Raw genomic sequence first — 26,555 nt, 5'->3', positions numbered from 1 at the left:
TTGCTCCGAACGAGGTTGATATGAAAGAAGTTCGTATTGGATTAATCGGAACGGGCTATATCGGACGTGCACATGCGATTGCCTATGCACAGGCACCAACGGTATTTCCGCTCAAAGGCCGTTTGGTCAAAGCGATGGTAGCGGAAATATCACCTGAACTGGCCGCCCGGCGGGCGCAGGAGTTTGGTTTTTTACGTTCAACGGGCGACTGGCGTGAATTGGTGGCGGATCCGGATATCGACGTGGTGGATATCTGTTCTCCCAACTTTTTACATAAAGAGATGGCGATGGCCGCAATCCGGCATGGCAAGCATGTCTACGCCGAAAAACCGCTGGCGCTGAATGCCGCAGATGCACGGGATATGGTAGACGCCGCGCATCTGGCCGGCGTGAAAACGCTGATGGGGTTCAACTACATGAAAAATCCCACTGCCAAACTGGCAAAAGAGATCATCGCTCATGGCGGGATAGGCGAGGTTACCCATTTCTACGGGACACATAACGAAGATTATCTGGCGGATCCGTCGACACCCGCCGATTGGCACTGTTTCAACGAAACCGCTGGACTCGGCGCGCTGGGTGATCTGGGGGCGCACATTGTCAACATGGCGCAGTACCTGGTGGGGGATATCGCCAGTGTGTGTGGTGATTTGCAGACCGTGATACCGCAGCGTCCGTCCGGGGCGGGGGCGTCCACACAGGTGCGGGTGGAAAACGAAGATCAGGCTCATGCGATGGTGCGGTTTGCCAACGGTGCGCATGGCGTAATTGAAACCTCCCGCGTCGCCTGTGGCCGCAAAATGGGGTTGACCTACGTCGTCACCGGTACGAAAGGTGCGCTGAGCTTCACCCAGGAGAGAATGGCGGAGCTGAAGCTGTACCGACAGGATGATCCGGCCAATCGTCAGGGATTCCGCACGTTGCTGACTGGGCCCCTGCATCCTGATTACGCCGCATTCTGTGCCAGTGCCGGACATGGTATTGGTTTCAATGATCAGAAAGCGGTAGAAGTTCGTGATCTGGTCGACGGCATTGCCGCCGATTTGCCGCTATGGCCGGATTTTGAAGAAGGGTGGAAAGTGTCGCGGATTCTGGATGCCATCGTCTTATCACATCAGGTATCGCGCTGGGTTGAGGTGAGCTGATATTCCGGCAACTAACTGAATTTACATTCCTTCTTTATTAACAGGATCTCGTCGCTATGAGTATGGAAAAAACCTTGGATGTGATTTGTATGGGGCGGGTAGCCGTCGATCTCTACGGACACCAGATTGGTGCCCGTCTGGAAGATATGGGTAGCTTTGCCAAATATCTGGGCGGTTCCTCCGGCAATGTCGCCTATGGCACGGCACGGCAGGGATTACGATCGTCCATGTTGGCACGGGTGGGCGACGAGCATATGGGGCGCTTTCTGCGTGAGGAGTTACAACAGGTCGGCTGCGATACCAGCCATTTGATCACTGATAAAGAGCGATTGACTGCGTTGGTGGTGTTGGGAATTAAAGATCGTGAAACCTTCCCGCTGATTTTCTATCGGGATAACTGTGCGGACATGGCCATTACACCGGAGGATTTCAGTGAAGAATACATTGCCTCTTCCCGTTGTCTGGCGGTGACCGGCACGCACCTTTCTCATCCCCGTACCCGTGAAGCGGTATTAACGGCGCTACGCTATGCGCGGCGTAATGGGGTCAAAACGGTGTTGGATATTGACTACCGCCCAGTGCTATGGGGGTTGACCTCGCTGGGGGATGGTGAAACGCGATTTATTGAATCGGCCCCGGTTACGGCGCAGTTACAACAGGTGTTGACTCTGTTTGACGTGATTGTTGGTACGGAAGAGGAGTTCCATATCGCCGGTGGCAGCACCGATACGCTGGCGGCATTGCATCAGGTGCGGGCGGCAACGCAGGCCGAACTGGTGTGTAAACGCGGTTCGCTGGGATGTTCGGTATTCAGTGGCTCAATTCCGGATCATCTGGACAAAGGCCTGACGATAAAAGGAGTACGGGTCGAGGTGCTCAATGTACTCGGCGCCGGTGATGCTTTCATGTCCGGATTGTTGCGTGGTTATCTCAGTGGTGAAGGGTGGGAAAAAGCCTGCGCTTACGCCAATGCCTGCGGCGCACTGGTGGTATCTCGTCACGGTTGCGCGCCGGCTATGCCAAGCCGCATCGAGCTGGATAACTACCTGTCCCGCGCAGCGGCGGTGCCGCGTCCGGATCTCGATCCTCAGCTGAACCATCTGCATCGTGTCACCACTCGGCGCAAGGTGTGGGAAGAGTTATGTGTTATCGCCTTTGATCACCGTAGTCAACTGGAAGATATGGCGCTTGACTGCGGTGTCGATATTCAGCGGATTTCGTTACTTAAACAATTGATTTTGCAGGCCAGTATCGCAGCCGCGCAGCAAGCCGGGCTGGAGGGGAAGGCCGGATTGCTGTGTGACGGCACCTTTGGGCAGGATGCGCTCAATAGCATTACCGGTAAAGGATGGTGGATTGGACGGCCGATTGAACTGCCAGGCTCACGCCCGCTGGTGCTGGAACACGGCAATATCGGCTCACAGCTGATCACCTGGCCGTTGGAGCATGTGGTGAAGTGCCTGGTGTTTTTCCACCCGGACGATGATTGCCATTTGCGTCTGGAGCAGGAACAGAAGGTGATGGAAGTGTATCAGGCCTGCTGCCAGTCCGGCCATGAACTGTTGCTGGAGGTCATTTTACCGGCGGATATGCCGCGTAGCGACGATCTCTATCTGCGGGTTATTCAGCGTTTCTACAACCTGGGTGTGCAGCCGGACTGGTGGAAGTTGCCACCGTTGTCAGCGACCGGATGGGAACAGCTGACCCACCTTCTTGAGCTGCGTGATCCGCACTGCCGTGGCGTGGTCATTCTGGGGTTGGACGCGCCGCTGGACAGCTTGCGGCAGGGCTTCAATGCGGCGGTGGGGTTCCCCATTGTCAAAGGATTTGCCGTCGGACGCACCTTATTCGCCCAGCCCGCGCAGAGTTGGCTGAAAGGTGAGATTGGCGACGATCTGCTGGTTCAGCACATTAAACACAACTATCTACAACTGATCGCCCTGTGGCGCCAGCGTGGGTAACCCAAACCTCTTTACCAGTAAATTAAGGGAAAATAGTATGGCCGTTCAACTTGGTATTAACCCACTGACCTGGACCAATGACGATCTGCCCTCACTGGGTGCGGAAACACCGCTGGAAACCTGTCTGAGTGAAGGCAGGCAGGCGGGCTTCGCTGGTTTTGAACTGGGGAACAAATTCCCTCGCCAGCCCGGTGTATTGGGGCCGATTCTGGAAAAACACGATCTCGCTCTGGTTTCCGGTTGGTATTCCGGGCAACTGCTCACCCACACGGTGGAGGAGGAGATCGAAGCGGTGCAGGATCATCTCAATCTGTTGCGCTCTCTGGGCGCTGACGTCATGGTGTTTGCCGAAGTGACGGGGGCGATTCATGGCGACCAGCAAAAACCGGTACATCTGCGTCCCCGTTTCCCGGTGGAGCGGTGGCGGGAATATGGCGATAAACTGAGCGAGTTTGCCCGTTATACCCAACGTCAAGGTGTGCAGATCGCCTACCATCACCATATGGGAACCGTGATTGAAAGTGCAGATGACGTGGACAAATTGATGGAATATACCGGGCCGGAAGTCGGTTTGTTGCTGGATACCGGCCACCTGACGTTTGCCGGAGATGATCCCGTGGTAGTTGCTGAACGCTGGGCAACGCGCATCAATCACGTTCACTGCAAAGATATTCGCCCTGATGTGCTACGGGATGTCAAAAACCGTAAAACCAGCTTTCTGGATGCGGTGCTTGGTGGGGTATTTACCGTGCCGGGGGACGGTTGTGTCGATTACCCGGCGGTATTCCGTATCCTGGAGGCGCATCACTATCAGGGGTGGCTGGTAGTGGAAGCTGAGCAGGATCCGGCGGTGGCTGATCCGCTGACTTATGCCACCCTGGGATTTAACAACCTGCAACGCCTGGTTCAACAGGCCGGGCTGATTTAATCATCGTGTCTTACTGAAGCATTCACACCGCGTGGATGCTCTCAGTCAAGGAGGATTGCCATGTCTCAGCTGTTATCCCGCTACCATATTCCGGACGAACAGGGTTGCATACAGCGTATCACCCCGGAGAAGGCCCGTTGGGAATATGTGGGTTTTGAAGTCTACCAACTGGAAGCCGGTACAATGTTGTCGCTGGCGGCATCTGATAATGAACGCTGCCTGGTGTTACTGGGTGGCAAGGCCACAGTGACGACACCGAAAGCGAGCTTTGAGCATATCGGTGAACGGATGGGCCCGTTTGAGCGTAAAAAACCGTATGCCGTGTATGTCTCATCCGGTGAAACCATCACGGTTGTGGCGCACACATCGCTGGAACTGGCGGTGTGCTCGGCGCCGGGAGAGGGTACTTATCCCACGCGTTTGATCGCTCCACAGGATATTGACGCCGAACAGCGTGGTTATGGCAACAACCGCCGTTACGTGCACAACATTCTGCCGGAGAATAAAGCCGCAGACAGTCTGCTGGTAGTGGAAGTCTATACCGACGAAGGTTGCACCAGCTCGTATCCCAGCCACAAACACGATCGTGATGATCCTCCCCATGAAACCTATCTGGAAGAAACCTATTACCATCGGCTCAATCCACCTCAGGGATTTTGCCTGCAACGGGTGTACACCGACGATCGCTCACTAGATGAAAGCATGGCGGTTTACGATAAAGATGTCGTGATGGTGCCGAAAGGGTATCACCCGGTAGCGACCATTGCTGGTTATGACAGTTACTACCTGAATGTCATGGCGGGTCCGACACGGCAATGGCGTTTTAGTTGGGAGTCTGACCACCAGTGGATTAACAGTCCGGAATATGCGGCCAAGCATAGCGGGACGGCGTGACCATGTTACGGCCAGCGGCTAACGTTATCTTCAGCGCGCCATTCCTGTCGGTTTTAACGTCAATGTGTCGGCTTTAGCGGAGATCCCCGTTTTCACGGGGATTATATGTTCGGAAGACAGAAACGACGAGTCAGACAGGCAAACACCTGAACGTGGAAAAGAGAAGCGGGTTTCTCATCGCATTTTTTTTACCTCTTCCCCAAGCTGCCATACCGCCATCGCGTAGTGGACACTATGGTTATAACGCGTGATGGTGTAGAAGTTGGGCAATCCGTACCAGTATTGATAACGGTTGCCCATATCCAGACGCAGTAGACTGACTTCCTGCACATTCCCCAGTGGCCTTGTCGGCCTTAACCCTGCGTTCAGCAGTGCAGAGACCGGATAGTGGGTATCGAAGCCGGTATCAAGCGCCAATGCCTGACCATTCGCCGGTACGGCCACGCTGCCACCTTTGATCCAGCCATGGGCATGGAAGTAATTGGCGACGCTGCCAATCGCATCGATGGGATCCCACAGATTCGCAATACCATCGCCATTGAAATCCACCGCATACTTTCTGAAAGCTGAAGGCATAAACTGCCCATAGCCCATGGCACCAGCAAAGGAACCGCGCAGGGATAGCGGGTCAAATCCGTCTTCCCGGGCCATCAGCAGAAAATACTCCAGTTCGGTTCTAAAGTAGTCGGCACGGCGCGGGTAAGCGAAGGTCAGGGTGGCCAATGCGTCGATGATGCGGGTTTTCCCCATCACACGACCCCAACGGGTTTCCACTCCGATAATGCCGACGATGATTTCGGGCGGCACACCATATATTTGCCAGGCGCGGTTCAGCGCATCTTGATATTGGTTCCAGAATATGACGCCATTCTGCACATTCTTCGGCGTAAGGAACTGTTTGCTGTAGCGGAGCCAGGCACCATTCGGAATATTCAATGGCGGTTCTGTCGATGGCCGTGGCGCCTGCCTATCCATCAGCCGGATTACCCAGTCCAGGCGTCGAGTCTGCGCCAGCACATCGTGCAATTGCTGTCGGTCGAAACCATGCTCTCGTACCATTTCATCGATAAAGCGATCCATCTCCGGATTGAAAGCAAAATCGCCTGTCGATAGGTTGCCGATATGTGATGGGGCGAGCAAAAAACCACCCGACACATTCGCTGACGGATGTTCGGACAACTCGGCGGAAGAGGGGGAAGTCGATTTATTACTGCTACAGGCAGACAATAGAACAAGAAACGGCAAAATAGCCATCAGATGACGCATCAGATATCCATACAACCTGGAAAGAAACAACGTGATAGCAATGGTAACGCATCGACCAGCATGAAAAAACTGGATTGTGAGTTACGAACGGATTAAGGGCTAAAATAGCCCGTTCGTGATGGTTTTTCCGACGCGGTTCGGCACCGGTATGCCAGGTTAGTTATTATCCGCCGCTTTCCGTAAGCAATGCGCCGCCATCAATAATTGTGGTTTGCCCGGTAATTTAGCCTGCGGCGGCTGAGGCGGGAAAAACCATACTCGGGGCGATATCCTGTGGCCCCCTCAACCGCCCGAGAGGAGTGTGGTCGGTAATGGCCTGATTGACAAGCCGATCCCCTGGGTGCCTCCGGTCACCAACACGACCTGTCCGGCAACGGCCATAGCTGAAAAGGTCTGTGTAATAGTATCGTCATGAGACATCTCGTTATCCTTATGCGGCGGGGTAATGCGTGCGATTAATTATCTGTGCATGTGCCCCGACCGGGAAATTACTTAATGTGCTGAAATGTTCATCGCTATAACCCAGGATCTTGCCGTCGGTGATCATCTGCTGTAAATCAATCATCAACACCCCTAGCGTAGGAATGATTTTTTCACGCCAGATGAACAGATAAAGCTGCGCGGCGATTTTGATATAATGACAACGATCCACATCTGCCAGACCTTTTTCCACGCCATCCAGACATTGCCACGCATAAAATGAGCCATTGAGATAAATGTGTTCGTAACGTTCGGTCTCGCTATACACGTACAGGTTGCGCAAACCAATTAATTCATCGGTAGCGGTATGAGGTACATCCTCCTGACGGTACGGTTTATCTAACGTGCCGTGGCAGTAGTCCGCCTTCACTGCCGTCAATTCCAACCCTTTTCCCACCCGGGTAAACGGGTCTAGATGAACTTGCTGCTCATCAGGTAACAGGCCCTCGACCAGAGTGAATCCTCCTTCGTTGATATCAAGTACCAGACTGACCGTTGTAGAAGCTTTTTCCGGATGTAAGAAATCGATAAAAAATATACCGTTACGGATATTGGTAGCACGGTATTGTATTGTACTGTGACCGCCCCAGATTAATTCCTGAGCACTGATGAATCGGCACTCCACCGATTCCAGCGCGTCGAAATGCAACTGGTAACATTGATTGACCAATGCATCAGTAGTTTCGAGCACATTACTGTGAGGGGCGAAGCCGGTCGCCAGATCGCCTACTTGAATAAAAACGGGTTCCGTCGTCATGGAGATACCTTCGTTTATAGTGAGTTAAAAGCCAATGTGGGTACATCGACAATAGTGGATCCGCCGTCTGCCACCAGTGTGGCGCCGGTTAAAATAGACGCGGCTGGCGAACTGACAAACTGGCAGATAGCCGCAATTTCATCTGCTGTAGCCGGTCGCCGTAATGGGACGTTACGACAGACGTGTTGATATGCCTGCTCCAGCGTCAATCGGTGAGCGTCCATCAATGGAAGCATCTCCTCGTCCGCCATTGGTGTTCTGACCCATCCGGGGCATACGGCATTGGCACGAACGCCCAGAGGACCATAATCCCGTGCTACGGAGCGCATCAGTCCCAGTAATGCATGTTTGGCCGTTACATAGCCGCAGGCATCCGGTCCTGCCGCCAGTGAAGCGATGGACGCGACAAAAACAATGTTGCCCCGGGTTTTTATCAACTCGGGCAGACAGGCTCTGGCGGTGGCGAAGGCGCTGGTCAGGTTGCTTTCTAACGACTGCTGCCAATCGGCATCGGACATATCGGTGATTTTCCCCATGCCCATCTCGCCCGCGCAGCAGATCACACGGTCAACGATCTGCCCATTGGTGGCTATCTCCTTGCCCAATAACTGCCAACTGGCGGCATTCGATACATCACCAGCCAACGCGATCGCGCCAATCTCTTTCGCCAATGATGCGATAGGCTCGATGCGGCGACCGATCAGGATGACGCGGGTACCCTCGGCGCTCAGACGACGTGCGCAGGTCGCACCGATCCCTGTACCGCCACCGGTGATGATTGTCACCGGCGACAAGTTGTGTTCTGACATAATGTGATCCTATTTCTGCGGTTGAAACGTCGATAGATGTCGTCTGAACAACATGATTGCCATCAATAATTTTTTACGCTGTGCCGGTGTCAATTTGAGATAGCGCCTCCCCGCCGGCAGGCGTCCGATGACTTCCGATGCCGCGAAGTGTTCAATGGACAATGTCCAGCGCCGTTCAGCTACCGATATTTCACAACGTCGAAAATCAAGGCCCAGCAAGAGGTCCATTAGCCGCTTATCCTCTTGCAAGCTGGTTGCCAGCATATGGGCTTCGGCGGCAGCGGATTTTGTCTGGAAACGCACCGCATTCCGGCGCACCATTCCGGTATGCATGACCGTCAGCATAAATGCGCCGTCGAGGGGGATCGTGCCGCTACTGCTAAAGGGGCAACTGACGATGTGGGCCATAAAAAGTCGTTGCACTTGTTCGCGGATATGCACAAAACCGCCATCAGGCAACGTAAGCTGCAAATTTGCTGGTGGCGAAGGTTCCATTTGATGAGGTGCCAGGTTGTCCTGAAGTCGGCGCAACGTCGCACCGGCGAGATAGCCGGCTGGTAAGCGGTCAGCCCCACAAATACCCGCCCAATACTCACGAAAAGGAGCGAAATTCATCGAATTCATCCTCAATAAAGTCTGTCTTACTGAATTCCTTGGACAACACCTCTTCAAGCGGGACCGGCTGAAACGGATTCACACGCTGGACCACCAGTGTCCAAAACAGGGCGTATATCGCTGTCAGTCCCAGCATGATGGCAAAAGGTATGTAAATATCCCGGGGGTTCATTCCCTGTGGGGTGATATAGGCGATGGCAAGGAGAATACCTACGCTGGAAACGATTTGTGGTAATGGGAACCAGGGAGACCGATAGGCGCGAGGGAAATCCGGACGTTTAATCCGTAACATTACCACCGACAGCGTTACCAGCAAATAGGCTAAGCCCCAGGCACAGACAGCGGCCAGGACTAACGGCATGATCTTGTCCAGATTGCCCTTTATCATGAAGGCATGGGTACAAGGGATCAGTACCGCGACCACAATCCCTACCACCGGTGTTTTAAACCGCGGATGGAGATACGCGAAGATACGCGGTAAAGCGCCGTCTAGTGCCATCCCGTATAGAATCCGCGGAACGGCGGCAATCAGCGTATTAATGGTGGCCGCGCCAGCCAGCAGTAGCCCGATACCTATCCAGTATTTGCCAAATTGTCCCATCACCTGATCGGCAAATGCGGGAATCGCCATTGGCGTATCCAGGAGGTGGACAGTGCCTGTGGCGTCCAACGGAATATTTCGTACCTGATGACTTAACGCCGCACCATACAGGAACATACAGCAGGCGACGCCGAATAGCCCGAGGGACATGGCGCGAGGGATGGTTTTAGCGGAGTTTTTAATATCTGGTGCCATGGGGGTTACCAGTTCACAACCGACAAACATAAACATCGCCATACCAATCAGACTGAGCACCATCGTTGGGTCATCCCAGGTCAGTGGCGAGCCGAACCAACTGACCAGTGACACAGCATGCGTCTGAACCAATCCGGCGATACTGAATACCATTAGCGTGGACCACATGCCAAAAGTGAGCACGACTTCCGCTTTGCCAAAGGCCTCGATACCGACGGCGTTGAGCACGCCGAAAATGACCACCAGCCCGACACCCACCATCCACGACGTGTTGTTTTTCTCCATCAGGGTGTTGAGGTGTTCAAAATTAACCAACGCCATAATGCCGGAAAGTATCGTTTCCGCCGTACCTGCGAAAACATGCACGATAAGGTAGGCGGAAAGTGCGCCGGTAATGGCAAAAAAACGGCCCATACCACAGGAAATATAATCATAGACCGAGCCTGAAGTGGGCAGCATGGACGCCGCTTCTGAAAATGTGGTGAGCTGTGCTTGCATCATGATAAAACCGATCACCATTGCCAGAGCGAACATATTGCCGCCCATACCAAAACCACTGGTTACCGTGAGGATCACCGGGCTTGCCATTATCACGCCTACCGAACTGGCTAGTGTGGTCGGAAAACCGATTACACCCTGTCCAAGATAGGTGGTGAGTTTGCTTGAAAAAGGCATATATCACTCCCCCTGCTGTGAAATGTAAAAGTCGGTATGTATCCGACATAAGGCGACGGCAGCATGTTGCCACCTTGTTTCGTGCTTGTTTCAATATAAAAACAAACTGAACCGTCCAGCTATCGTTCTAAAGGACGATGGCCGGATCGATAGCCGAGGGATTAATTCGATTGTTGTAAGGTTTAATGGGGATCAGCGGGGGGATTAACTACCTGGTATATTTTTTGCATTGCATATTCTAAATGTGTTTGCTCTGCAGGATATGGCTGAACTTTCTGTAGGTAATGGCGTTCATTGAACCACGGTAAGTGGGTGGAATGTATTAAGGTAAAAATAATGTCTTCGGCGCTGATGAGTAGCAATACTGTTATACAGACCTGTCTGGAAACCGTCTCAAGATTAGTGCCGGTTACGGCTAGCGCATTCTATCGGGTTGATAACCAGCTCATGCCACAGCAATTCGTCCTGCATAACATGTCAGTCGGCATTCATCGTCAATATGTCGAAAGTTTTCAAAAAATTGACCCATTACGCCCCGCCAATTTTCTCCATGCCGATGTCAACGTGATAGGTATCAATCAGTTGAGCCAGAAGATGGCACAGGATTATTACCAGGGATTTATGCGGCCTAATGCGATTCGCGATATTACCGAAGTATTTATCCGTCGGCAGGGGCGTATTGTGGCTGGTTTTTCGCTTCTGCGCGACAGCCTATTTACCGACATGGAACTGGGGCGGTTACAGGACATATTGCCTCTAATTCAATTGGCCGCGGAGAATCTCTATTCTCAGGATCTGCCGCTGCAACTGCCGTTAACCGAAAAAGAACGTCAAATTGTCGGGATGTTGCGCGATGGGGCCAGCAATAAGCGTATCGCGTTAAGTCTGGGAATATCGTTATCTACGGTAAAGACCCATATGCGGAATATCTTTGCTAAAACCTCGGTAGCAAACCGGACTGAATTAGTGACGACGCTCTATATGCATTCATGATATGCCGAACCAGGCTTGGCCACTCTAATCTGTTTTGATGAGTGGCAACCGGAGTGAAAAAGCATGTTGTAGGTGAAATATCTGGTGGGGGAATGCCTGTTAATGGTGCAATTGATGCTCTCTTAAGTATCACGCGCTATCTTCGTGTTGTTGATCTGGTGTTGTTGGTGACGTGGCGTATATCTCTGGTAACAAATCACGCTGTTGCCAGCGTAAGCCGTCGCACTATTAAAGAAATGATGGAAATGAGTACCGCCGGCACAAGTGTCGGCGGTGTCAGGAGGGCGGAAGGTTACAATCAGTCAGTCACTATCGCCAGATAGTGCTTCACAAAGCTTTGACTCACCACCTGCCATTTCGTCGTTGTGCCTTGCGTAATCAACCAGCTATCGCCGGATTTAAAATGGAAAACGTCGCCAGTGTCTTCGTTAGTCATGATGATTTCACCCGACAGCAAGGTAGCCTGCTCGGTGAAAGGGTAGCGCAGGCGATATGTCCCATGCGGTGTGCCGAAATAACCGGCGCTTACGTGATCGGTGGGTGCCCCTATGGTCATACGACCGAAAGCGTCTACATCACCGCCGAGGTCTTCGGCGCCGATGGCGCTGAATTTTCCCCAGGAATCTAAATCCTGTAGGGTGAGATCGTGTTTAATGGCTGTCAGGCTCATAGCATTACCTTATGTCATGTGAAGTAAGAATATACGGCGATCGGAAGCCTAGCGGCGTCCCTTCCAGTACCCCGAGGTCTGGTGCAAAGCCTTTCCCAAGGTACAAAGCAATGAACGGAAGTTATCTTTACCGTAAATGGTCTGGCGTGGTATCGAACTGATTAATCGGTAGCGTTCACTTCCACCGAGAATGCCTTCGGCGAGGATTTTGCAAATAATCTGGCTGGGAGTGACACCAAACCCACAATATCCCTGGACAAAGAACGCATTGTCTTTATCGCGCAGGGTGCCGATCTGTGGGAACAGGTTTCGAGTGCTGGCCATCGGCCCGCCCCAGGCCAAATCGATTTTCACCTGGTCGAGATAAGGGAAAATATTCAGCATCCGTTTACGGTTCCACTCCTTTAGATCTTTCGGAATGTAATCAAGAAACGGCGTAGCGGCGCCGAATAACAAACGGTTCTCTTTGGTCACTCGGTAATAGTCGATTACCGGCCGGATATCGCTGTAAGCGCCGCGAATCGGGCTAATCCGGTTAATCAATTCATCTGATAGTGGTTCAGTCATTAACTGAAACGCATAAGTGTTTATGGTGGTGGGGTGTAATTCAGGCTCCAGTTTATTAAGGAAACTGTCGCAGGCCCATACCAGTTTGTTCGCTGTAACGGTGCCTTTGGCGGTGCGCACACGGATTTTTTTGCCGTAAGTGACCTCAACGACCGGACTGTGCTCAAAAATCTTTACGCCATAGATTTCGCTTAATGCTTTGGCTTCACCCAGCAGCAAATTCAGAGAATGGACGTGGCCTCCGCCCATATGCAGAAGTCCGGCATGATAGGTGTCGGAGCCGATAATATCTTTTAGTCCATCGCCTTCGACGTAACGGATTTCATCGCCACTACCGAGAGATTTAAATAATTTTTCCCATTCGCGCAGGGTCTTTGCCTGGCGTTGGTTAAAACCGAGGTAGGCGTAACCGCTGTGGAAGTCGGCATCAATCTGGTAGCGCTCAATACGCTCACGCATAATTTTCGGGCCCAGCTCGCTGAGCTCGATAATGGTTTTCACCCCTTCTTCGCCAACATCTTTTTTAATCGCATCGAGATCATGGCCGATACCAGCCATCACTTGTCCACCATTGCGTCCGCTACCGCCAAAACCGAGGTAGCGCGCTTCCAGCACCACTGTGTCGGTAACCCCTTGTTCTGCCAGCTCTAACGCGGTATGGATACCTGAAAATCCGCCGCCAATAATCACTACGTCGACATCAAAATCCCGTTCTATTTGCGGGAAGTTGAGGTGGTACTTTTTTGTGGCGGTGTAATAGGTCGCGGTTTCATCTATATGCATGGCAGCATTCCAGGTTGAGGTAAATTGTCGCTGCCATTAGTAACCCAGCGTCTGGTGGATGTATTGGATATTTGCGACATCGCTTCTTGGTACGGAAATTGTTAATAATTTGTGATGATTCGTGGTGATTTGTGATGGGATGCATGGAAAGGGTATGTCATTTAAATAAAATGGCATACGGTTTGCTTTGGCTAAAACATGTGCGTCACGTTTGTGAACATCAGGAAGCCATTATGTTATCTTTATTTCATCGCGTATCTGATCATGATGTCCGCCCTGAGCAGCCCTATTTTGTGGTCAGTGCCAGCCAGCGCTACTATGCGCGAGATATGAGCAATATAAGTAATACGGGCCTGTCACATTTCTACAGCTTTCAGGTGGCGGAAACTGCCGCCTTGACGCTGGCTGTCCCGGATGGTTGTACCGATATTCTGTTTGATTGCCACAATACTCATCCTCTGGCGCGAGTTTGCGGCACGACACTTAAAGCAAAGTCGGTGGAGCTTAAACGTGGACACCACTATTTTGGTGTGCGTTTTATGCCAGGCGTGATGCCGGATTTTCTTGATCTGACAGCAAAAGATCTGCCTGACCGGGAATTTAACTTTCTTGATGTGGCACCGGATGCACGGGAAACCTTCGAAAAAATTATTGGAAGCACTCATTTTGAGCAACAGATCACGCTCTTTCGTGAGCGATTCGCGCCAAACTGTATGCGCAGGCCATCCCTGGTAACCCAGTTTATTATTCAGTCCATTCAGCAGAAAAAAGGCAATATTCGTCTTGATGAGCTAGAGAGAACAACTGGTTATACTAGCCGTAGTATTCAGCGCTTGTTTCGACAAGATACCGGGATGACCCCTAAATATTTCTGCCGCATCATGCGTTTCCAGTCAGCAATTAATGCGATTAATTGCGCCAGAGAAGGATCATTTTCGACGTTGGCACTGGATTTGGGTTATAGCGATCAGTCCCATTTCTTGCGCGAGTTCAAACAATTAATAAATGTCACCCCCGGCGATTATCAGCGCCATATCACCCGGGACGGCTACACTCATCGAATTCATTTCTGTTAGTACGCGAAGATGATAGTCCGGCAGACATCTACTCACTCTGTTTGCTGTTTTTCTGCGGATGCAACTTACCCAAAGCGGGGCAGTGAGACGACCTTGACATGATGTCCACGTATTGATCCGGCGAGGCCAGAGGAGCCTGCATGTGTATCTGGCAGCGAGTGTCTGTGCCTATAAGGATCACTTCCCGGTAGTTTCCGGCCCGCTACGCAATTTCATCAAGTGTAACGGAGTGGACTCAATTGGTTTACTCCGTTTAAGCCTATCTTAAGGTAATGTCGCGATAATCGGTTCAACGTAAACTGAACGGATATGCGTTGCATTATGCTTGAAACATTAAATCGCGCCTGGTTTTTATCCATTAATGCTCAACCCGGTACCCCTGAAGGGATCATCACTTTTGCACGATTTTGCGCCGACGGTACGATTTTTTTCATTCCAGTGCTGCTACTTTGGTTATGGTTCCTTACCGGGGAAACCGGACGTCGGCAGGCTTTATTTTGTGCATTGACTATTGAGATTGCCTTAGGTCTTGGTGCCCTGAGTGGACTATTTTATTTCCATCCTCGCCCTTTTATGATCTCACTCGGCTATACCTGGATTCACCATATACCAGATAATTCCTTCCCCAGTGATCATGCAACCTTGCTTATCAGTGCAGGTTTATCATTATTCATGTCTCGCGCAAGGATTACCGGCAGTATTGTTATGACTCTGGCGCTGTTTGCTGCCTGGGCTCGGGTATTTCTAGGTGTACATTTCCCACTGGATATGGTCGGCGCTGCCGTTGTTTCGGTACTGGCGTATGGGATTGCATTTACATTGTGGAAATGGTGGGGAGACGCGTTGACAACATTATGCGCGGCCATCAGCGCAAAACTTTTCTTTTGGCTCCCCAAAAGATTTACGCCGCAATGATACTTTTCTCGCGGGGAGAATCTTATGAGTGAGACACTGAATCATATTCTGTATGCCCTGCTGGCTAATGATGTTACAGCATTAAGCCATCCAGGGATGATGTGGGGTATACCGGGGTGACATCCACTGTATTTATTACGAGCCCATCGACCCAGACGAAGCTCTTGTCTGATCAACGCTCGCGTGGGCTCGGGATAACACTTTCCGTAGTACATACCCATCCCCGTTGCCTGGGCGATATTCATACTACGTAATATTCCCCCATCAGTTTGAGCGCTTTCCTGCTGACACCGGGATTACATTCACTGAATTAAGCATATTACCAACAGAACTGTTACTGCCCATCGTCATGTATGGTAATGATTCCAACTTATTGATTGATGATAGTAATACCTTTTGGCGTCGGTTCTGATGGCAAGTGTTAATGTTATCTGTCTTGCCGGTGGTGCAGTCGATACAGACAGTTAAAAAACGTTCCCCCGCCCAGCATGACTACAAATAGTTGGACCCCATCACATTGTTTAACTAACTACCCATACATTGTGGTTACAGCCATCAAGTTTTTCTCCTGCACGCCGTTAGTTTACTTATAGCGCTTTCATCGTCTGAGACGGTCAGCCTGGCTATCCTTTAAGCGATTTTCATCCCCGATTATTCAATTAAGGATCTTTAGCCAAAATAAAACCAAGTATTTGATTTTTTAAGCTTTATTACAATCATTTTACGGTAATTGATTTACCTTTTTAAACCGCAATACTTGGGAGTGAAATTCATGCAATTTAAAAATGCAACAGTACGTACCCAGCTTACTCTGGGGTTTGGGATTTTAGTTGCCATTGTCCTGGCCGTTGCCATCCTCTCTGTGGATTCCCTGAGCAAAGCTAACGACAGATTCAAGACCCATGTTCAGCAAGTCTCAGCGCGTGAATCTTTGGTCAATTTGATCCTTAGCGGCGTTAAAGACAGTTCACTGAATATCTATGGGCTGGTGCTGGTCAGTGAGGCCGCTGATATCGAAGCGGGTAAAAAACAGGTTGCAGCCGCTGAAGAGAGAACAGCCGCAGCGATAGCCCAGCTACAAGCAGCAATTGCACAACACTCTGATGTAACAGACAAAGATCGCAATTTTGTGGCCGCGATATTCAACGCTGAAGAGGCTTATCAGCCCATTGCTCAACACATTGTAGAACTGGCGCTTGATGAGAAAAAGGCCGAGGCTATTGACCGTATGAACCGTGAACTACGGCCTCAATTAATCACCTTACTGAATACTGCCGATCAATATCTGAAGTACAGTAAACAACAAGCCAAAGAGAGCCTGGATACCGCTCAACGTGCTTATCAGCAAACCCGCTTGATTTTTATTATTATCAGTCTGGTTGCTTTGAGTCTGGCGGTTATTTTGGGGTGGATTATTATCCGTGCTCTGGTTCGCGCTCTGGGAGAAGAGCCGGCAGTTTTAGGTCAAGTGGTCCAGCGTATTGCCAGTGGCGATCTCAGTCAGGTTACAGGGGCAAAAACCGCGCCACAGGGAAGCGTGCTGGCAGCGATTGGAGAGATGCAGGAGAAACTGTATCAGTTAGTCAGCCAGGTCGCTGTTTCTGCGGAAAGTATCGTCACCGCTTCAACCGAAATTACCATGGGTAATGAGGATCTGAGCCGTCGCACTGAAGCACAAGCCTCCTCACTAGAACAGACCTCTGCCAGCATGGAGCAATTGACCGCCACCGTTAAACACAATGCCGACAATGCACACCAGGGTAATCTAATGGCAAATGACGCTTCACAAGTAGCGCAACGTGGTGGCAACGTTGTTGAGCGCGTCGTTAGCACTATGCATGAGATTGCCAGCAGTTCAGGCAAAGTCACTCAAATCATTAATGTGATTGAAAGCATCGCCTTCCAAACTAACATTTTGGCGCTTAACGCTGCCGTTGAAGCAGCGCGTGCCGGTGAACAAGGCCGTGGTTTTGCCGTGGTCGCTGGCGAAGTGCGCACCCTGGCACAACGCAGTGCTACTGCCGCGAAAGAAATTAAAGATCTGATCGGCGAGTCTGTCGACCGGGTTAATATCGGTTCTAAGCTGGTTGATGAGGCTGGCAGTACCATGCAAGAAGTGGTTAACGCGGTTAAAGGTGTCAATAGCCTGATGGCTGAAATTACCCTGGCTTCAAGCGAACAGCACACCGGAATTGATCAAGTTAACAAAGCGGTAGTACAGATGGACGAGGCAACGCAGCAAAATGCCGCTCTGGTTGAACAAAGTGCCGCCGCCGCCGAAAGCTTAAAGCAGCAGGCCCACATATTATTGCAGGGGATTTCTGAGTTTGATATCTCCCGTGCGGGAAATCTCAACGGCACGACAATTGCGATTCGCTAAGGTATTTTAATGAAAATTTTCTGCGCTTTTGCCGTGGCGGCAGCAATGTTGAGTTCATCAGTATTTGCCGGCAGCAATGCTAATATCACCATCGGTTTAATTACTAAAACAGATACCAACCCATTCTTTTTGAAAATGAAAGAAGGTGCCATGCTTGGCGCGACGGTTCACGGTGTGAAACTGCTAACCGCTGCGGGTAAAGAAGATCAAGATTACGCTTCGCAGATCATTGCGATTCAATCCATGGTGGCCGCTGGAGCCACCACCCTGCTTATCACCCCAAGTGATGCTAAAGCTGTTGTGCCAGCCCTTGAGCAGGCGCGAGCCCAGGGTGTACAGGTCATTGCGCTCGATTCACCGACGGATCCCATCAGTGCTGTTGATGCACTATTTGCCACAGACAACTATAAAGCTGGCGAATTGATTGGCCAATATGCTCAGGCGGCGATGCCCTTAACCTTTCCTGGTCAACCATTAAAGATAGCCATGCTGGATTTATCGGCTGGGCATTTAGTGGGGGCAAGGCGACACAACGGCTTTATGAAAGGTTTAGGATTACAAGCAGCGGGAGCCGACTCCAGTGAATTGTCTGGCGCACCCGAGATCTTGTGCTCCGGTTATACACAGGGAGCGGAAAAACAAGGGCATGATGTTATGGCCGACTGCCTGAAAGCGCATCCTGATATTAATCTTGTCTATACCATCAATGAACCAGCCGCAGCCGGTGCTTATAAAGCACTACAGGAGGCTGGTAAAGAAAAAAGTGCCATGATTTTATCTGTTGATGGCGGATGTGCTGGCGTAAACAACGTACGTGAAGGAAAGATTGCAGCCACGGCGCAGCAATATCCCTTAACTATGGCCGCGATGGGGGTTGACGCAGCCGTTGCCTATGCCAAACACGGCAAGAAAGCTTCTGGATATGTTGACACCGGCGTAACGCTTATTGCTGACAAACCGATGCCTGGTCTGCCAAGCAAAGATACCCAGGCTGGGCTTAATGCCTGTTTTGGTGCCAAATAATTACGCTGGGCATCGGCCAGGGTGACTTCGGGTAAGGGCCAAACGTAAGTTTTGCTCGCCTTTGGATGAAAGGCCAAAAATAGCGGTATTGCCAGACTCTTTTGCCGTTGGTTTTGATCAGCAGTTGCGGGCATCGCCATTATGTAGCGTGTAATCTGTTCCCTGAGGCTTGGCGTTTTTTATCTCTGTATCGGTGAGCGGTTTTGTTCACCGGGCCATAGGTACCTCCATGATTTAAGTACCGTAAGCGCCCTTAAATCGGCATCTTTTTTTCAGTGATTAACTGCGCCACACTGCCGCTGTCTACCATAAATGCAGGGCGCAATCATGACATCTCAACAGCGGGCCGAGCATTGGCGCGAACAGATCACCACCTGGCAAGCATCCGGTCTTTCTGACCAGGTTTTCTGCCAGCAACAGCAGCTGACATACCACCAGTTTGTTTACTGGCGGCAAAAATATTGTACCGATAACCCGACTCAAGCGCGGGCCCCAGGGTTTGCCAAAGTCACCGCCGACATCACCCACGTCGACACCCCAACCGAGCTGACACTCTCATTGCCCAATGGCCTGGTGATCACCGGTCTTAATGACCGCAATGTTTCCCTGCTGGGCGCTATTCTCAGGCAACTCTGATGCGTAACCGTGACTTACGCCCGGCGCTGGCGATGCCACAGATTTTTCTTTATCGCGCACCCATCGATTTCCGCAAGCAGGTCAACGGGCTGGCGGCGCTGATAGAACAGGAATTGGGACACGATCCTTTTACCGGGGCGCTGTATGCTTTTACTAACCGCCAGCGCAATAAAATCAAATGTCTGATGTGGGAAGACAATGGTTTTGTCCTTTATTACAAGGCGCTGGCAGAGGAGAAGTTCAAATGGCCCAGTCTGGCCGATGACCTGTTACCCCTGACCGGGGAGCAGATTAACTGGCTGCTTGATGGTTACGATATCAGTCTACTCAATGGGCATAAAAAACTGCATTATGATGGCGTTAATTAGTCGAAACAGGAAGCATCAGGTGGCTGTTTTTGTTATAATTTAACCATGAAAACGCCCACTTTCCCGCCAGCCGAAAACCCAGACAACCGCAGTTTATCTGCGGTTGAATTGCTGGCGCAGGTCGAGGAACTTCAGCAACAGCTTCAACATCGCGAATGTTATATCGCCCTACTCGAAGAACTGCTCCGCCTCAAAAAAGCCCAACAGTTTGCCGCCAGCAGTGAGCGGCATACTGACCAGATTGCCTTGTTCGATGAAGCCGAACTGGACGTGGCAATGGAGTCCTTGTTGGCTCAACTGCCGGATGACGTATCGCCGCCCCCACCGCCGTCTGGCACCCAAAAACGCCAACGCGGTTTCTCCGCCAACCTGCTGCGTGAACGTGTGGAGTTGTGCCTGTCCGACGAAGAAAAAGCCGGCGCCCGCGCCACCTTCTTCAGCAAGGTTAAAGAAGAGCTGGCGTTTATTCCCGCCCAATTAAAAGTCATCGAATACTGGCAGGAAAAAGCGGTGTTTGACCGCGATGGCGAGGAGTTTATTGTGGCTGCCCGCCGCCCGGTCCATCCGCTGGGCAAATGTTTTGCCACCACCGCCTTGCTGGCGTATATCATCGTCGCCAAATATGCCGATGGGCTGCCGCTGTACCGCCTGGAAAACATGCTTGCCCGCAGTGGCCACCCGGTAGGCCGCACCAATATGGCCCACTGGATCATCCGGTTAGCCAAGGTATTTGCCCCGCTGCTGGCCAGGTTGCGTGACGTGCAAAACAGTGGCCGTTACCTGCAAATGGATGAGTCCCGCATCCAGGTGCTGAAAGAAGAAGGCAAAACCGCCCAATCGGACAAATGGATGTGGGTGATACGCGGTGGCCCCCCCGATAAACCCTCAGTGCTGTTCGAGTATGACCCGAGCCGCGCGGGTAGTGTTCCCGTGCGCCTGTTGGCGGGATTCACCGGTATTTTGCAAACCGATGGCTATGCCGGTTATGACGCGGTGTGCCGTGAAAACAATCTCGTGCGTATCGGCTGCTGGGATCATGCCCGGCGCAAATATATTGAAGCGGGCAAAGCGGTCCCCAAGGGCGCAAAATCTGCCAAAGGCAAACCCACTAAAGCGGATGTGGCGCTGGGCTACATCGGTAAACTGTATGGCATTGAACGGAGCCTGCAGGGGCGCAGTGAAGCGGACAAATACCTGGCCCGTCAGCAATATAGCCTGCCGTTGCTCAAGGCATTCAAACTATGGCTGGAGCAGAATGTCGGCAAGATAATGAAGGGATCGCTGACCCGTCAGGCCATGGACTACACGCTCAACCACTGGGCAGAATTGATAGGCTATTGCGATCATGGGCAGGTGAACATCAGCAATGCGTTGGCGGAAAATGCCATCCGCCCGTTTGCGGTCGGTCGCAAGGCATGGCTATTTGCCGACAGTTCGCAGGGCGCCAGCGCCAGTGCCGGGTGTTATTCCTTGATCGAAACGGCGAAGGCCAATCAGTTAGAGCCGACGGCGTATATCCAGTATGTGCTGGATCACATCGGCGAGGCGGATACGCAAGAAAAACTCGACGCGTTATTGCCCTGGAATGTGGACCTGGTCCCCTTTTTAAAAAATGTGTCGCAGTATGGATAGGGGGAGTACGTCGATTTAACGGCGCTTACTAAGTACCCGGTGGTTAGGTGCCTAAAGGCACCGGAAGTTACAAGACCTTAGAATATGTCGAAGGGCATGAAAAAGCCCGCAGGGCTTGTGCCATGCGGGCTTTTCGTACTTCGCAGACCGGCCATGCCGGAAAACCCAGTTTTGTGGGCAGATATCCGGCAGTAATAACTCCCCGAAAATCTCCTGATTTATGTGCGCCGGTACTGGCTACCGGCTGAGCTCTCAGCACCCTGAAAAATCACAAAAAATCCCGTTATTTTTTCGAAAAATACCCTGCATGCAGCAGGTGCATTTGTCCACTCCCCGTTATCTAACTGCATTTATTTCTCTGCCAGCCTGAACCCCGCCCGCGCCAGTCCTGGCACAGCCTGAGCCCGGTCATGCATCTGCATTTAAACCGCCCTGCAAAGCGGGCAGGCGAGGCGGGGAAAGAACTGCGCGCTGTCTGGCGAGTTAATTATTTAACAGCTAGATAATTAGTGTCGCTGATAGCTGAGATTCATAATCCTATGAACCTTGAGATAAGGTTGCTATTCACACTCAAAATAAAATCATAGTGCGGAAATTGAGTTTTTTCTTGCTATATTTTTATTTTCCAAGAAGTATGGGGCCCTTATAAAAATCACTAGTTGTGAAATCTATTTCAAAATACTTATAGATTCTCTGAGGCTTTTCAGTAAAAAGCTCGTTTTCAGTGATGACGAATACTGGCATATCAAGATTCTTATCATTAAGGTAATTTATTATCCTAGCCATTCGTTCATCATTAATGTTAAGAAGGCAGGATAGTATTATAAAGTCACAATTTACAGTTTGGGCTATATTGATTAATTCGTCGATTTGCTTGGTATTAAAGGAACTATTGGATTTGCATTCACACAAGCCCAATTTACTTCCTATCTTAACAAAAACATCAATGTCGGATACGAGATTTGTCTCTTTAAAAATTTCATAATTGGATTCATAATTTAAATGGCTATATCCTTGCTTATTGATATAATTTATTAATAACAAAGTAGACAATTGACCTTGATCTACTGCTCTTGCTACTAACTGATTTAATTTATAATGGTCGTTTAATGTTTTACCGTTATCGAATATAGGTATGTTAATTACATTTCCGCATTCGACACAGTGGTTTATTTTCTGTAATGTTTCCAAAGGGAACCAAAGCATTGCTGAGCAATGAGTGCATTGAAAGTATTTACCCCTCAATAAGATTTTTGCATTATAAAGGTTTTGTAGTTTCTCATGGTAAAGAATAGATGACGAGTTTTTTTCTTTTAACTTACCCTCTATACTTTCCATAGTGATAATTGTTGAGGGTAACGATATGTCGCCTCGATCTTTTAGCGTGCCTATGTAAGAAATTAAGTCATCCTGTGATATGTTGTCTTCAAGTTCAGGGAATGCTTTTTGAACCAGTCTTTGTGTCCTTGTATGAGGGGTTAGTGATACTAATAAGTTAAATATTTTTTTATCGCTAATCAAACTTGCGTTTTTAATTCCCCCGAGCAGATGGATTAACTGCTCTAATATAAATGTTTTTGATGTTTGCTTTAAAGTGAGACCATAGTGGTAAAAATGAGAATGTAATAATGAAATAAATGAAGGAAGTCTAAAAGACTCTGTTATACCTGAGGTTCTGTAAGGTGAAAAATGTTTGAAGTACTTGGACAGTCCTTTGTTAGACAAGCGTGTAAAATAATGTGGGAAAGTTGATTTATCTACCGAGTTATCAGAAAAACACTCACCTAAAAAATATTTTTTCGGGTAAGAAAATTCTACTGGACCTCTAATTTCAAAAATAAACCCACCACCAAAACCTATATCTGCGAATGTTTTTTCATTGGGATGCGTTAGCGTTTTGATGTCTGAAGGATCTACGATATATTGATTATGTTCAAAATTAATCCATCTCTCTTGATTAGCTGGGAAATAATATCTGTCAGCAATAATGTATGTATTGTTTGGGAAATAAGAGAGTATTATATTTTTATCTTTTTCATTGCTTACAACAAGTATGGTTTCATTTGAAATGGTTTCTATATATTGCTCAAGGGTTTCAAGTGGTAACCAAGCTAGTCTGGTGGAGTTATAGCTATTTCTAGTATTCCAAAAGTAAATAATGAAACTGAAATCAGACGAATGTGAGATAAATAAATAATTTTTGTTGTTATCATCAAAATAACCGCGTCGATTATAATTTTTTTCGTATATGCTTGATGATGTATATGCCGATCCTATAATGGTGGTTAAATTATGATACTTAATTTTATTATCAAATAAATCGGTGTTTATTTTACCGGAAGTGGCTATGCAAGAAATATTCACATCTTGGAATATTGATGGCATTCTTTTTAAGTGAACATAGTTTTTCTTATCTACTACACCGAAATTCAAAGCGAGGAATAAAGAATTGGCAGTAAACTCAATATGTGATGAGGCATAAACTTTGCTGGGTATTAATGTTGGATCTTTTGTTGTTAAATAAGGCGTGCCAGAAAATGTAAAAACTGGAGAGCAGAAATTACGCAAATCATAATTTCTTGATGTAGAATTATAAGTTATAGCATTGAAAAATTCTGATATTATTCTATCGTCAAGGCTAGAGTAGTTAATTATAACATCAGGGTCGTAGCTATTCACAAGTGCTTTATTTATTTCAGAGAACAGTAAATCATCCGATTGTAAAATTAAATTCAAAATTCCATCAATATCTTTCATTAACGACATAAATATTGATAAAAATATTTTATGATCATTATCATTAATGATAAATAATTTACGGATAGGTCGGACTTTCGTTGTAACAAATGAGTTATACATTATCATATCTCTTTTCATTAGGTTTAATTGTGAGTATATAGTGTCTTAACGTAATTCCCCCACCAATCCATTAGATCTATTATTTGGATTAAATAGATTGAACGATTATAAGCTCTACGCACTTCGTTTTTATCGGTATGCGCCAATGTTGACTCGATAACGTCTGCATTTATCCCAGCTTCATTCATAGTTGTACTTGCGATTGACCTTAAACCATGAGCAACTAATTTACCACCATAGCCAATTCGCTTTAAAGCTGCATTAGCTGTCTGGCTGTTCATGGGTTGTTTTGGATCATTCCTGCTAGGAAAAATATGTTCGCGATGCGCGCTGATAGGCTTCATCACTTCTAGAATTTCTAATGCTTGTCGTGATAAAGGAACAATGTGTTCACGCTTAGCTTTCATCCGTTCGGCTGGGATCGTCCACAGTTTGGCGTCGAGATCGATCTCTGCCCATCTGGCACCCGAAGCTTCTGAAGGACGAACTAGGGCCAGAAGCTGCCATTCAGTTAGGCAGCGTGTCGGAACAGATAAATTCGACATAACCAATGAGCGCATCAGCTTAGGCAATTCTTTTGGTCGAAGCGTTGGCATGTTCTGCTTTTTGGGTTTCTCAAAAGCCATACCAACACCTGATGCCGGATTAGCTTCTATCAGACCGGTATTAAGTAAGCGCCGTTAAATCGACGTACTCCCCCTATCCATACTGCGACACATTTTTTAAAAAGGGGACCAGGTCCACATTCCAGGGCAATAACGCGTCGAGTTTTTCTTGCGTATCCGCCTCGCCGATGTGATCCAGCACATACTGGATATACGCCGTCGGCTCTAACTGATTGGCCTTCGCCGTTTCGATCAAGGAATAACACCCGGCACTGGCGCTGGCGCCCTGCGAACTGTCGGCAAATAGCCATGCCTTGCGACCGACCGCAAACGGGCGGATGGCATTTTCCGCCAACGCATTGCTGATGTTCACCTGCCCATGATCGCAATAGCCTATCAATTCTGCCCAGTGGTTGAGCGTGTAGTCCATGGCCTGACGGGTCAGCGATCCCTTCATTATCTTGCCGACATTCTGCTCCAGCCATAGTTTGAATGCCTTGAGCAACGGCAGGCTATATTGCTGACGGGCCAGGTATTTGTCCGCTTCACTGCGCCCCTGCAGGCTCCGTTCAATGCCATACAGTTTACCGATGTAGCCCAGCGCCACATCCGCTTTAGTGGGTTTGCCTTTGGCAGATTTTGCGCCCTTGGGGACCGCTTTGCCCGCTTCAATATATTTGCGCCGGGCATGATCCCAGCAGCCGATACGCACGAGATTGTTTTCACGGCACACCGCGTCATAACCGGCATAACCATCGGTTTGCAAAATACCGGTGAATCCCGCCAACAGGCGCACGGGAACACTACCCGCGCGGCTCGGGTCATACTCGAACAGCACTGAGGGTTTATCGGGGGGGCCACCGCGTATCACCCACATCCATTTGTCCGATTGGGCGGTTTTGCCTTCTTCTTTCAGCACCTGGATGCGGGACTCATCCATTTGCAGGTAACGGCCACTGTTTTGCACGTCACGCAACCTGGCCAGCAGCGGGGCAAATACCTTGGCTAACCGGATGATCCAGTGGGCCATATTGGTGCGGCCTACCGGGTGGCCACTGCGGGCAAGCATGTTTTCCAGGCGGTACAGCGGCAGCCCATCGGCATATTTGGCGACGATGATATACGCCAGCAAGGCGGTGGTGGCAAAACATTTGCCCAGCGGATGGACCGGGCGGCGGGCAGCCACAATAAACTCCTCGCCATCGCGGTCAAACACCGCTTTTTCCTGCCAGTATTCGATGACTTTTAACTGGGCGGGAATAAACGCCAGCTCTTCTTTAACCTTGCTGAAGAAGGTGGTGCGGGCACCGGCTTTTTCTTCGTCGGACAGGCACAACTCCACACGCTCACGCAGCAGACTATCGGAGAAACCGCGTTGGCGTTTTTGGGTGCCTGACGGCGGTGGGGGCGGCGATACGTCATCCGGCAGTTGAGCCAACAAGGACTCCATTGCCACGTCCAGTTCGGCTTCATCGAACAAGGCAATCTGGTCAGTATGCCGCTCACTGCTGGCGGCAAACTGTTGGGCTTTTTTGAGGCGGAGCAGTTCTTCGAGTAGGGCGATATAACATTCGCGATGTTGAAGCTGTTGCTGAAGTTCCTCGACCTGCGCCAGCAATTCAACCGCAGATAAACTGCGGTTGTCTGGGTTTTCGGCTGGCGGGAAAGTGGGCGTTTTCATGGTTAAATTATAACAAAAACAGCCACCTGATGCTTCCTGTT

23 protein-coding genes and 1 pseudogene are annotated in these 26,555 nt (G+C 49.7%); 13 read left to right on the top strand and 11 right to left on the bottom strand.

Annotated features, from left to right (window positions below; translation table 11 throughout):
• Positions 1 to 20 precede the first annotated feature (20 nt).
• The 4 genes from RS889_RS19005 to iolB all read left to right on the top strand — a co-directional run bounded on the left by RS889_RS19005 (position 21) and on the right by iolB (position 4,928).
• A complete protein-coding gene (locus tag RS889_RS19005; protein WP_315708372.1) occupies positions 21 to 1,145 on the top strand; it encodes a Gfo/Idh/MocA family protein in 1,125 nt (374 codons plus the stop codon).
• Between the two features lie 62 nt (positions 1,146 to 1,207).
• On the top strand, positions 1,208 to 3,106 hold the full coding sequence (locus tag RS889_RS19000; protein ID WP_315711118.1) for a bifunctional 5-dehydro-2-deoxygluconokinase/5-dehydro-2-deoxyphosphogluconate aldolase: 1,899 nt from the start codon (positions 1,208 to 1,210) through the stop codon (positions 3,104 to 3,106).
• Between the two features lie 37 nt (positions 3,107 to 3,143).
• Positions 3,144 to 4,034 (top strand): myo-inosose-2 dehydratase, encoded by an 891-nt coding sequence (gene iolE, locus RS889_RS18995; protein ID WP_315708371.1) that lies wholly within the window; start codon positions 3,144 to 3,146, stop codon positions 4,032 to 4,034.
• A gap of 60 nt (positions 4,035 to 4,094) precedes the next feature.
• Complete coding sequence (iolB, locus tag RS889_RS18990; protein WP_315708370.1) at positions 4,095 to 4,928, top strand: 5-deoxy-glucuronate isomerase; 834 nt, start codon at positions 4,095 to 4,097, stop codon at positions 4,926 to 4,928.
• Positions 4,929 to 5,102: 174 nt separating this feature from the next.
• Here iolB and mltB read toward each other — a convergent pair whose 3' ends face one another.
• The 6 genes from mltB to RS889_RS18955 all read right to left on the bottom strand — a co-directional run bounded on the left by mltB (position 5,103) and on the right by RS889_RS18955 (position 10,326).
• On the bottom strand, positions 5,103 to 6,194 hold the full coding sequence (gene mltB, locus RS889_RS18985; RefSeq protein WP_315708369.1) for a lytic murein transglycosylase B: 1,092 nt from the start codon (positions 6,192 to 6,194) through the stop codon (positions 5,103 to 5,105).
• 282 nt (positions 6,195 to 6,476) lie between these two features.
• Positions 6,477 to 6,614, bottom strand: coding sequence for a hypothetical protein (locus RS889_RS18975; protein WP_315708368.1), 138 nt, complete (start codon positions 6,612 to 6,614; stop codon positions 6,477 to 6,479).
• 10 nt (positions 6,615 to 6,624) lie between these two features.
• On the bottom strand, positions 6,625 to 7,431 hold the full coding sequence (locus tag RS889_RS18970; RefSeq protein WP_315708367.1) for a MoaF C-terminal domain-containing protein: 807 nt from the start codon (positions 7,429 to 7,431) through the stop codon (positions 6,625 to 6,627).
• A 14-nt stretch (positions 7,432 to 7,445) separates the two neighbouring features.
• Complete coding sequence (locus RS889_RS18965; RefSeq protein WP_315711117.1) at positions 7,446 to 8,225, bottom strand: SDR family NAD(P)-dependent oxidoreductase; 780 nt, start codon at positions 8,223 to 8,225, stop codon at positions 7,446 to 7,448.
• A gap of 24 nt (positions 8,226 to 8,249) precedes the next feature.
• Complete coding sequence (locus RS889_RS18960; protein WP_315708366.1) at positions 8,250 to 8,855, bottom strand: DUF3156 family protein; 606 nt, start codon at positions 8,853 to 8,855, stop codon at positions 8,250 to 8,252.
• On the bottom strand, positions 8,833 to 10,326 hold the full coding sequence (locus RS889_RS18955; RefSeq protein WP_315708365.1) for an APC family permease: 1,494 nt from the start codon (positions 10,324 to 10,326) through the stop codon (positions 8,833 to 8,835). The genes RS889_RS18960 and RS889_RS18955 overlap by 23 nt, the downstream gene beginning before the upstream one ends.
• A gap of 336 nt (positions 10,327 to 10,662) precedes the next feature.
• Here RS889_RS18955 and RS889_RS18950 point away from each other — a divergent pair, with 336 nt between their 5' ends.
• The gene (locus RS889_RS18950; protein ID WP_315708364.1) at positions 10,663 to 11,319 is read left to right on the top strand and encodes a helix-turn-helix transcriptional regulator; all 657 of its coding nucleotides are present in this window, start codon (positions 10,663 to 10,665) and stop codon (positions 11,317 to 11,319) included.
• Positions 11,320 to 11,372: 53 nt separating this feature from the next.
• Entirely contained in the window at positions 11,373 to 11,642 is a 270-nt protein-coding gene (locus RS889_RS18945) for a hypothetical protein (protein ID WP_315708363.1), read from the top strand.
• Here the strand turns inward: RS889_RS18945 and RS889_RS18940 are convergent.
• Together RS889_RS18940 and RS889_RS18935 are read right to left on the bottom strand one after the other, a co-directional pair.
• The gene (locus tag RS889_RS18940; RefSeq protein ID WP_315708362.1) at positions 11,618 to 11,989 is read right to left on the bottom strand and encodes a cupin domain-containing protein; all 372 of its coding nucleotides are present in this window, start codon (positions 11,987 to 11,989) and stop codon (positions 11,618 to 11,620) included. The genes RS889_RS18945 and RS889_RS18940 overlap by 25 nt on opposite strands.
• A gap of 48 nt (positions 11,990 to 12,037) precedes the next feature.
• The gene (locus RS889_RS18935; protein ID WP_315708361.1) at positions 12,038 to 13,339 is read right to left on the bottom strand and encodes an NAD(P)/FAD-dependent oxidoreductase; all 1,302 of its coding nucleotides are present in this window, start codon (positions 13,337 to 13,339) and stop codon (positions 12,038 to 12,040) included.
• A 233-nt stretch (positions 13,340 to 13,572) separates the two neighbouring features.
• Between RS889_RS18935 and RS889_RS18930 the strand changes: the two genes are divergently transcribed.
• The 7 genes from RS889_RS18930 to tnpC (RS889_RS18900) all read left to right on the top strand — a co-directional run bounded on the left by RS889_RS18930 (position 13,573) and on the right by tnpC (RS889_RS18900) (position 21,369).
• Positions 13,573 to 14,415, top strand: a complete 843-nt coding sequence (locus RS889_RS18930; protein WP_315708360.1) for an AraC family transcriptional regulator — start codon at positions 13,573 to 13,575, stop codon at positions 14,413 to 14,415.
• Positions 14,416 to 14,736: 321 nt separating this feature from the next.
• A complete protein-coding gene (locus tag RS889_RS18925) occupies positions 14,737 to 15,330 on the top strand; it encodes an undecaprenyl-diphosphatase (RefSeq protein ID WP_315708359.1) in 594 nt (197 codons plus the stop codon).
• A gap of 772 nt (positions 15,331 to 16,102) precedes the next feature.
• A complete protein-coding gene (locus tag RS889_RS18920) occupies positions 16,103 to 17,710 on the top strand; it encodes a methyl-accepting chemotaxis protein (RefSeq protein ID WP_315708358.1) in 1,608 nt (535 codons plus the stop codon).
• A gap of 9 nt (positions 17,711 to 17,719) precedes the next feature.
• Positions 17,720 to 18,733 (top strand): substrate-binding domain-containing protein, encoded by a 1,014-nt coding sequence (locus RS889_RS18915; RefSeq protein WP_315708357.1) that lies wholly within the window; start codon positions 17,720 to 17,722, stop codon positions 18,731 to 18,733.
• Between the two features lie 327 nt (positions 18,734 to 19,060).
• The gene (tnpA, locus tag RS889_RS18910; RefSeq protein WP_315708356.1) at positions 19,061 to 19,369 is read left to right on the top strand and encodes an IS66 family insertion sequence element accessory protein TnpA; all 309 of its coding nucleotides are present in this window, start codon (positions 19,061 to 19,063) and stop codon (positions 19,367 to 19,369) included.
• Positions 19,369 to 19,737 carry an IS66 family insertion sequence element accessory protein TnpB gene (tnpB, locus tag RS889_RS18905; protein WP_290180505.1) on the top strand — a complete coding sequence of 123 codons (369 nt, stop codon included), beginning with the start codon at positions 19,369 to 19,371 and terminating at the stop codon, positions 19,735 to 19,737. Before tnpA ends, tnpB begins: the two co-directional genes overlap by 1 nt.
• Positions 19,738 to 19,782: 45 nt before the next feature.
• Entirely contained in the window at positions 19,783 to 21,369 is a 1,587-nt protein-coding gene (gene tnpC, locus RS889_RS18900) for an IS66 family transposase (protein WP_315707817.1), read from the top strand.
• A 618-nt stretch (positions 21,370 to 21,987) separates the two neighbouring features.
• Here tnpC (RS889_RS18900) and RS889_RS18895 read toward each other — a convergent pair.
• The 3 genes and pseudogenes from RS889_RS18895 to tnpC (RS889_RS18885) form a co-directional block, all read right to left on the bottom strand.
• Positions 21,988 to 24,228, bottom strand: a complete 2,241-nt coding sequence (locus tag RS889_RS18895; RefSeq protein ID WP_315708355.1) for a hypothetical protein — start codon at positions 24,226 to 24,228, stop codon at positions 21,988 to 21,990.
• Between the two features lie 23 nt (positions 24,229 to 24,251).
• Positions 24,252 to 24,899, bottom strand: a pseudogene (locus tag RS889_RS18890) (tyrosine-type recombinase/integrase); the annotation flags it as partial.
• Between the two features lie 28 nt (positions 24,900 to 24,927).
• Positions 24,928 to 26,514 (bottom strand): IS66 family transposase, encoded by a 1,587-nt coding sequence (tnpC, locus tag RS889_RS18885; RefSeq protein ID WP_315708354.1) that lies wholly within the window; start codon positions 26,512 to 26,514, stop codon positions 24,928 to 24,930.
• Positions 26,515 to 26,555: the final 41 nt, after the last annotated feature.

The organism is Brenneria uluponensis, from assembly GCF_032395385.1.
In the GTDB taxonomy this organism is placed as follows: domain Bacteria; phylum Pseudomonadota; class Gammaproteobacteria; order Enterobacterales; family Enterobacteriaceae; genus Prodigiosinella; species Prodigiosinella aquatilis.
The sequence above is the reverse complement of the archived record's forward strand: the minus strand, read 5'-3'. Positions and strand labels throughout refer to the sequence as shown.